General features: G+C 60.8%; 7 protein-coding genes. All 7 read right to left on the bottom strand.

Annotation, left to right across the window (positions count from 1 at the left end):
* Positions 1-43 precede the first annotated feature (43 nt).
* The gene (locus tag QMC81_11150) at positions 44-1,345 is read right to left on the bottom strand and encodes a site-specific DNA-methyltransferase (protein MDI6908025.1); all 1,302 of its coding nucleotides are present in this window, start codon (positions 1,343-1,345) and stop codon (positions 44-46) included.
* Between the two features lie 63 nt (positions 1,346-1,408).
* Positions 1,409-2,299, bottom strand: coding sequence for a hypothetical protein (locus QMC81_11145; protein ID MDI6908024.1), 891 nt, complete (start codon positions 2,297-2,299; stop codon positions 1,409-1,411).
* A 33-nt stretch (positions 2,300-2,332) separates the two neighbouring features.
* Positions 2,333-2,845, bottom strand: a complete 513-nt coding sequence (locus QMC81_11140) for a hypothetical protein (protein ID MDI6908023.1) — start codon at positions 2,843-2,845, stop codon at positions 2,333-2,335.
* Positions 2,846-3,800: 955 nt separating this feature from the next.
* Positions 3,801-4,781, bottom strand: coding sequence for a ParM/StbA family protein (locus QMC81_11135; protein MDI6908022.1), 981 nt, complete (start codon positions 4,779-4,781; stop codon positions 3,801-3,803).
* A 74-nt stretch (positions 4,782-4,855) separates the two neighbouring features.
* Complete coding sequence (locus tag QMC81_11130; GenBank protein ID MDI6908021.1) at positions 4,856-5,458, bottom strand: HD domain-containing protein; 603 nt, start codon at positions 5,456-5,458, stop codon at positions 4,856-4,858.
* Between the two features lie 293 nt (positions 5,459-5,751).
* On the bottom strand, positions 5,752-8,007 hold the full coding sequence (locus tag QMC81_11125; GenBank protein MDI6908020.1) for a hypothetical protein: 2,256 nt from the start codon (positions 8,005-8,007) through the stop codon (positions 5,752-5,754).
* Between the two features lie 77 nt (positions 8,008-8,084).
* Positions 8,085-8,904: hypothetical protein (locus tag QMC81_11120; protein MDI6908019.1), on the bottom strand; the 820-nt coding region annotated here is incomplete at its 5' end.

Below are 8,904 nucleotides of genomic sequence, written 5' to 3'. Positions count from 1 at the left end.
GCCGCGGGCCGGGAGCATTGGGAGACGGTACGCGGGCGCCTACTTAACCGCTAGTCACCTCGCGGCCGGCTTCTCCTCCTGCATCAATCAGTTCGTAGGTGTGACAATCAAGCATCCCGCCACCTAAACCGGCGCGATGAATGGCCAGGCGCGCGTAAGCCGAGTTGAGGTCGATGTAAACGCTGTCCCGGCCCAGGGCCATCGCCACGATGGTCGTCGTGCCGGCGCCGCCGAAGGGGTCGAGTACGACGGCGGCTTTTGCTCCATCGTTGTCAGGACACCTGCAAGTAGGCCGAAACCTGTCCGTCCCCCTCGTCAGCGGCGCCCACCCCGTGCTGTCCGTCTTGGTGGGCCCGCCGCCGGGAACATGGGCAGCCTCACGCCGGTTGATATGTCCCGTGCGTTCCCTGACCCTTTCCCAAGGCGCCCCACAACACGGGCAAACCGCGGGACTGGTGGTGGCCTGGAGACAGCGCTCCACCAGCCCGGGTGGCATGGTGGCGAAATGATGGCCTGGGAACGGCTTGACCGGGATAGACCACACGTCCCCGGGGTTCTTGCCGTCCGGGTGCGGCAAGGGTTGTTTCCTTTCCAGGCCACGCCCCTGATGTCCGAAGCCCATCTGGGCATCGTTCTCGTGGTCGTGCCAGCTCCGTTTCTCACGCTCTTTGTGATACCACTGCCGGTACTCTTCTGTACCACACTTCGGGATACGTCCCCTCGCCGTGTCAGAGTAATCTCCCGGCCGGCCCCAGCGCCGTCGTAAATCCGATCCTTCCCAGGGTACGCGGATAGCGTCCAAGTCGTAGTAGTAGCGCTCCCGGAGCACGAAGTGGAACAGGTGCTCGTGGCGGTTGCTCAAGCGGTCTTTGCAGGACACGGGCATGCCGTTGGGCTTATGCCAGATCACGTCGTTCCGGAGGATCCAGCCGGCCTCCTGCATCGCGATCGCGAGCCGGGCCGGGATGAGCAGGAGCTGCTTGCGTTGTTTCCATCCGTCGCGGCGTCGAGTGCCCGCCCGTCCCGGGCGTTCGGGAAGATGATCGCGGCCAGCGTAGATGCTTCGCTCGCTCGGGTCATGACCCTGGCCGCCCCCCCAGTACGTGTCGCCCAGGTTGACCCAACACGATCCGGTAACCTTCAGCACCCGGCGCACTTCCGTGAACACTTCGAGCAAACGCCGGACGTAATCCTCGGGTTCCTTCTCCAAGCCAATTTGGCCGCGGACACCGTAATCCCTGAGATTCCAGTACGGCGGGCTGGTGACCACGGCGTCCACGCTTGCGGCGGGTAGCTGCCGGAGCACGGTCAGTGCATCGCCGACGAAGAACTTGTGGTGACTCATGTGCCGCTCACCCCTCAACAAAAAAGCCGGGGATCCCGGCTTATCGAATCCTCGGCTCTTCGCCTAAACGTATAAGGAGTTCAGAGATACCTGGTGCTTCCGACCCCTTTTCCCAGAAGCCCTGGCAACCTTCTTGGGCTCGCGCTTTCGCCGCGGGGCGGGTTCCAGTCGCCACTGCTCAGCCAAAGCCTGAAGCAGAAACCCGCCGACATCATCCACGTCATTGCGGGCCAGGTATGCATCCAAGACCATTACGGCGTTGTGGATCTGCTCATCGTCATAGACGGCCATCTTCTCCAAGACCGCCTCGGGCAGATCCACGCCGGTTATCTGCTTTACCATTGCCCGGGCCTTCGCCACGGCCGGCCGGAGCGAGTCCGCCGGCGTGTCACGAGGTGGAACGGGTGCGGCGCGCGTGCCGGAAGGAGCAGCACCTGGAGACATGATACATGTATCTTTGCGCGCGCGCGTATAACCACCACCACTATATTCTCTCGTTATCTTATTCTTGCGTTCCGCCTCAGGTATACCTGAGGCAGGTATACCTGTATCAGAATACCTTCGAGAACGCGCATTAGTAAAAGATCCGATGCGAATGACGTGGATATTCTCCTCGTACGGCGGATAGTCGTGAATAACGTATCTATTTTGCCAACCCTTCTTACCCCCTTCGGACAGGGTCTCCTTGCGCACATCCACAAGACCAACTTGCCACAGGAGCGTCATCAGCCTATAGAACTTCTCCTGACCGACGCCTGACCGCTTGCAGTAATACCGCACGCTGAAAGACATGGTGACCCCGGGGGTGTCCTCAGGCTTCCGAGATACGAAACGTTTAAGCATAATGTAGAAGCCCAGCAGGTCACTCCCGCCGACATCTAGAAGGCCATCAATGAGACCGTGGTCGGTCACCGAGAAACTGCGCGTGCGGCCCTGTTCCAGGATGTCGTGCATTGTCTCCACCTCCTGCCAACCAAAAAGTGCCGATCAGTCCATACACAAGATACCGGCGGCCTGCCCCGCAACCTCCCGCCAGGCCTTGAACCTGGCGGATCCCTGCACGGCTCTGTTATAAGGCCAGTCTTTGACGATAACGTCTACCCCCGCGCGTTTCAGTGTCAGGATCTCCTGGGGATTGTCCTCGAAAAAGGCCGCAACCCGTGCCTTCTCCGAGAGTATGACTTTCCGGCCCCGCGGCAAGAGACAGAGGGGTGCCTCGGGAAAGCCGTGGAATTCGAGCCAGCGGAGGGTGATGAACTCCGCTTCCTTCGGCCGGCTCGAGACATAGACCAGGCGGTACCCGTTCCGGACCAGCCTCGCCAAGGCGGCCGCAGCCCCGGGAAATGGCTCGGCGGCCCACAGAACGCGCAAGCCCTCGCTTGAAGCAAACCATTCCGGTTCTATGGGCGCCGGGTATTCGTTCATCCGAATGTTGAAACGCCTGAGCAATTCAAGGTTGACGTTGGCAAGGGTGTTGCACACGTCTACGCCCACCCACATCTCCTGACCTCCTCGATACAGACTGGTGTCATATTCCCATGAACGACTTAACGTCGACCCGTGCTTTCTTGGCTTTAGGTGAGACACAGTTTAACGCATTGCTCTCGATCGCTTCACGTAGGCAATGAATCTCGCGGATGACGGTGTCCATGGCGGACGCTACGTCACGGCCGTAATCCAGCCACTCGCGCGCAACTCGACTGCGCTCCCTGTCCGGAACAGACCAGACGGGATGGTCCGCCGGCAGACGGATGGTCAATATGCGAGTGGCGGTACCTTCTCTTGTTTTTGTCCTACAACCGGAACCCACGGTCTCAGCTCCTCGTAATACAGCTTCCGGCCTTCCAGCCCAAGGCATGGCGGGGTGTGTAACGGGAAAAATGTCTTACAATGTTGTCAGACATCCGGAAGCCGCACCCCGCAAGGGATACGGCCTCCTCAAAAACGAAAATGTCATACACTCTTTGCACGCCCCCGTGAAAGGTGTATGACAAATAGCCCTTCGGCGAACCGCAAGTCCCCGTCATTACTGGGCTGGAACCCGTATACAAGTACGCCCTCCTGTATACAGCTACAAACCCTTGCCGCACAAGGATTGCAGGCCACAAAACAGGACAAAATGTATACACCCTTCACGTCCTCGTGAAAAGGTGTATACCAATAGCCCCTGCGACAACCCTCAACCCCGCACCGTTATTGAGCGGGAAGCTGTATACAAATCACCCTCGGCCTTGCGGTCGACTCGGGACGACCTATCCTACCTCCGCCTTATCTGTATACGGGCTCCACGCCTTGCCGCATAAGGGTTACGAGCTAATAAGATGGGCCAAATGTATACATCTTTCAGGCCTCGGTAAGAAGGTGTATACAAATTACCCCCTCGGCGCACCGGGAACCCGCGTCATTACTGGGCGGAAAGCTGTATACAAGTTGCCTAAAGGCTACGGTTGACCCGCTACTGGGCACCGGCCTGCCCGATGAGCTGTCGTCCCGCTTCCAGGTAGCCCAGCGCATTGGCCCACTGTGCTTCGGGAACCACTTCGGCGCCGGGGAGCATCCCGGCCAGCTCCGGCAGCGCCGCGGCACCGCCGCCCGCAAGGTATGTCCGGCGCACGAAATCCCCGCGGTCGCCCAACGTGGTAAGGACGCGATCCGCGATGGCCTGCGCCACGCCGGCGCGGGCGCGGGAAATGATTGGTGTGAGGTCGTATTCCCGCCCGCGGAACCAGAGCGTTCCCGCCTCTAAGAGGGTAGCCATGCGGGTCGGGTCGAGCTGCGCCCCTGTCGCCTTCCGGATCTCTTGGGCCACGGCCTCGTGAAGGGCATGGACCGCGATCTCGATCGTCCCGCACAGGCTCGACACCACCCGCCAAGCCCCGTCCACCATTTCGGCGCCGATAAAATCGGTGGTCTTGTAGCCGATGTCAACCAAGATGATCAAGCCGTGAGCCGGTATGTCCTTGACCGTAAGCAGGGCGCCTGCCCCCTGGGGATAGACAATAACGCGGCCGATCGACACCCGCTGAGGGTTACCCCCGTTGATCGCCACCTCCGCATGTAAGCCCATAAGGTGACGGGTTAGGGCATCCTTCTGTGCGTTGTAGTACCCAGGGGGCAACCCGACGACGACGGGCACGCCTGTTCCGCCGCCAACTAGGCGGATAGCCGTCAAAACGAGCACGTCGTGGTGGGGGTGCAGGTGTTTTTCACGTTCGAGGCAAAAGCTCGGCGTCAGTCCCTCACGGATGGCCAGTTCGCCGACGAAGTATTGTTGGCTCTGTCCGTTGATGCGACGGATATCCACCTGGTAGCCGATGTTCTTGCCCAGGTCGGCCAGCAGCAGCTCCCTTGGCGGTGAAACCACAGATGGCAGTAGAACTCGGCCGTCCTCAGAAACGGCCTTCACATGTGAGTAACCAAGGTCAATGGCAATCAAGATGTCAGCTCCCTTCAATCGTTAGTCTTGGTTTGGAAGCCCGACGCCGGGCCGGGCCGGGCCACGTCCCATAGTCAGCCAGTGCGGGAGAGATCGTCCAGCACCCGCACCACCTCCGGTATCCCTACTTTTGCCGCCTCGCGCAAGACCTCGAATTCAGGCAGCGGCTCAGGCCGGTACGGCCTCGGCTCCAGGCACGCACAGTAGGCGTCACAGGCACCGATGAGAAGGGCGGCCGGGTGAGGGTCGGCTAGGCCGCGCGGGTAGCCTCCCCCGCCGGCGCGCTCGTGGTGCTGTTCGATAAGCGCCCTGACATCCGGTGTCACGCCCAGGGACGCGGCCAAGTTGGCCCCGGCCAAGGGGTGCGAATGGATGGCCTGCCTGGCACGTTGGCTCAACTGGTGCAGAGGCGTTGCGAAATAGACCGCCGGCCATTCCGCCTTCCCCAGGTCGTGCACAAATGCCGCCAGAACGACAATCTCGCGACCCAGGTCTCCTGCCAGGCTAGGTTCTCTTTCCAGCACGCGGGCCACGAGATCCGCCACTCGCTGCGAGTGTCTGAGCAGGCCGTCTCCCGGGCGTGCAAGAGTCACCGCTGCTCGGGCTGCGACGAGGGTATTCATGGTCGGCATGGTCGGGGTTCGGTATGGTTCCTTGGGGGCCGGCGCCTGGTGCAACCTGTTCGCCTCCTGTCCAAATGCGTTCAAAAGAAAGAGAAGGCCGGGCCTTGTTGAGCCCGGCTGCTTTCGCGTGTACTATCGAACACGAATAGCTCGTTCATATTTGTTGCACTGCGGGCAAACTCGCCACACCTCAACGGCCCTCGTTGGGGCATTGTAGCTGTTGCCGCAACACGTACAGACAAAAAGGAACTCGGGGACACCAGGAGTGTCTTCCTGCCTGTGAGTGACTTCCTGATGGACATCATCTCTGGGTTGTTGCCGAGTAAGCGTAATACCACCTCCCGTTGTTATGGGCTGTCCCGGCCCTCGAGCACCACGAACCAGTCTTCGTACACACTCCCCTGGGTCCGCACCACGCCGGCGGCGTATGGCGGTGCATCCAAGGCCGTGGTGCCTTCCGCCCCCGAACCGTCCAGCTCCATCCGGACAACCGTGCCGGATGGGCAGTCGTCGAGCGAGGCCGCCGTCCAGAACTCGATGAGCCACCGCTTATTGCTGCCGTTGGTCTCCGTCACGGTTGGCAGGGTCCCCACGGTGGCTTCTGTGGCCAGGGATGGAAACCGCGCGGTCGCCGCGTCCACCGGGCCGATGCTGTCCACCAGCAGTCCGACTTTGCCCCCGGCTTTGGTTACCGGAAGCTGATCGGCGGTCATCCCCTCGGTAATCACCAGGTGCGTTGCCGGGTCGGCCGGGTCGGGCTGGGGGCTGCCCTGGGGGACGCTGACCAGCTCTCTGATTCGCGGGCGCTCAAATGCGACTACGCAAAACTCCGCGGGGTCCGACCATTCTGACGGGATGCCCATGCTGTCGTAGAGCCGCATCCGGACGGTGAACCTGTAATCCCCCGAGGCCCACAGGGGGCCGGGCAGATCGGGGGCTTGCGAGGTTGGCACGCGGAAGGACGTTTCGGTACTCTGCACAACCCCGGATTGGTAGACCGGAGTGGCGTCGAGCTTTGCGATCTCAATCTCATACCCGCCCTGCATATCGCCAGCGTCCGGATCGACGAAGCTCCAACTAAATGTTGGAGTGCTCGTGGTGTAACACGACCCCTGCTCCGGTATGACGGGCTTTACCGGCGGGTTCCCGGCATCTAGCAGAACGGCGATATCCGTGTCGGGCACTGGAGCAACCACCTTGGGGGTCGCCTTCGGGTCGTTGGTCGCGAGTGTGGCCCGCCACCCCACGGCCTGGCCGGCCGGAACCTGGCACCACAATTCAAACGTGTTGGCCGTCGGCCACGCCTTTGATCCGTCTCCGATCGCCTGCCAGGTGGCCCCGGTGCCCGGTGAGACCTCCAGGCTTGTCCCGCCGCCGTCCAGCCCGACGACGCGCCAGCGCGTGATCCAGTCCACGCCGTCCGCTGTGACGGCCCAGGTGACGGAGGTTCTCGGAGGCGTGGAGCAGTATGCGCGTACCCGTACCCAGGACACGTCCGCGGGGCCGGGATCAAATAGCTGGCTTTGGGCAACCGCGGACGGGTAGTAGTTGCCCATGTCTTGGAGGCCGGCCACGGTGACGGACAGGGCCGGGTTGTAGACCAGCTCAGCACCGTCCCACATGTAGTACCGGACCTCATCCCCGTCCACGATCAGGCGGTCATAGGTGCCCGGGCGAAGGGCGACGCAGGTCGGGCTGGTCAAACCGGACGTGACCGACAGGGCAGCATTGTAGGTAAAGCTCTCCCCGGCCAAGCTGTAGTGCTTCACCTGGTTGTCTTGAACGATGGCGACATTGCCGCCGTCCGCCGCGGCAATGGCCTTCGCCCCAACTAGGCCGGTGATCGCCAAGGCCGGGTTCTCCGTTCCTGCGCTGTAGTACCGGGCCTGGTTGCCGTCAAGCACGATGAAGTCATAAGAGCCCGGAAATAGGGCAAAGTCAATGGGGTTCGTCAGACCGGACTGCACGGACAACGCCGGGATCTGGACCATGGTGGAGCCGTCCCAGCCGTAATACTCCAGCTTCCCGTCGGCGAGGGCGGCCAGGTCCACGTCCCGGGAACCTACGGCCACCACCCCGGTCAAGCCGGCGACGGAAAGAGCTAGGTTCTCCACCATCTCCGAGCCGGTAAAGCTGTAGTGTGTGACCTGGTTCCGGTCCCCGTCCGCCACAATGACATCCGGGTACGGCGAAGAGGTAAACGCGGCCAGGGGGTTGGTGATCCCGGGCACGCTCACAACAGTGTTCTCCACCATCTGCGTGCCGTCCCAACTGAAGTGCTTCACGCCATCCGGAGCCATGACGATGTAGTCTAGGGCTTCATTACCCCAGAACGCGGCCGCCTTCGGGGCACCCTTGGGAAGCCGGATCTCGTGGGCCTGTGTGTCCACCACGGCCGTCGTGGCAGCCTGGTCGATGGTGGTCGGTGTGTCGGTCTCCGTGATTCGGTACTCCCAGGACGCGGCGTGGGCCGAAGGCACCACTAAAGCAAGGGCGACCAGAAACGCGCTGGCGGCCGCCAGGAGCGTTTTAATTAATCGGTTGGATACTGGACTACCCCTTGGCGGGTTTCGGCCCGTTCTGGGGGAATTGTGAAGGAGCAAAGCATCACCTCCCATAAAAGAAAAAGCCCGGACTCCTCTATGAGGCCCGGGCGGATAGCCGGACAGGCCGGACAGACTTAAAGCTTAAACATCATCATTTGGCCGGTAGCCGTTGCCCCTGTACTACCACGTGCTTCAACGTAGATAGTGTGGGCGCCTGTTAAAGTTATACCCGTCACCATTACGGGTGAGCCGATAGGTACCCACCCTGTCCAGGCCCCGTTATCAACCTTCGCCCGACACTCCGTCGCGCCGGCGGCCTGAACGACTACGGAGAAGGTCGTACCTGTGGTGCAGGTGGCGTTGTTCAAGCCCTGCACCCTGGTGATCGTCGGAGCCGGATTCTGCGCGGCAAGGCTCGCTTGGTAAGCCCAGTAAGCGGCAGACTGGCCGTTGTAAATGGTGCGGGACGCGGCGGCGTCTGCCGAAGCTTTCGCATCTGTAGCATCACTAGGAATCTTTACACTCCTTGTTGCTGCGACGGGCTGTCCCCAAGGCACATCCATCATGAAACCATAGTATAAGGAGTAATAGTAGTATTTTTCCGGGTCAACATTCACATCTTTGCCCCCGGCCCCAAATGTATTACCCCCAGGACTACGAACGATAATGTACCGTATGTTCTTAACGGGGGTGCTTTGAGCAACTGACAGAAAAACAAATCTGTCGAACGTGACTATTGGTTCAAACCCATCCACTGTGTAACGCCGATACTTGATGCGCGTTACCGTAATTTCGTACCACTCATCGTCGTCCCAGTTAGGTTCGACGGGATGCTGACGAAAACCTAAACCATTGTATCCTTCGTCAGGGATACTAATTGTTGCTGTCACAACGTTATTATTTCCTATTCCTGAGACTGTTGCTGTATACTGTCCCAAAGGTATTGCTCCATTA

Source organism: Thermoanaerobacterales bacterium, from assembly GCA_030019475.1.
Classification (GTDB): Bacteria; Bacillota; Desulfotomaculia; order Desulfotomaculales; family JASEER01; genus JASEER01.
Note: the sequence above shows the minus strand (reverse complement) of the source record. Positions and strands in the feature narration are given on the sequence as shown.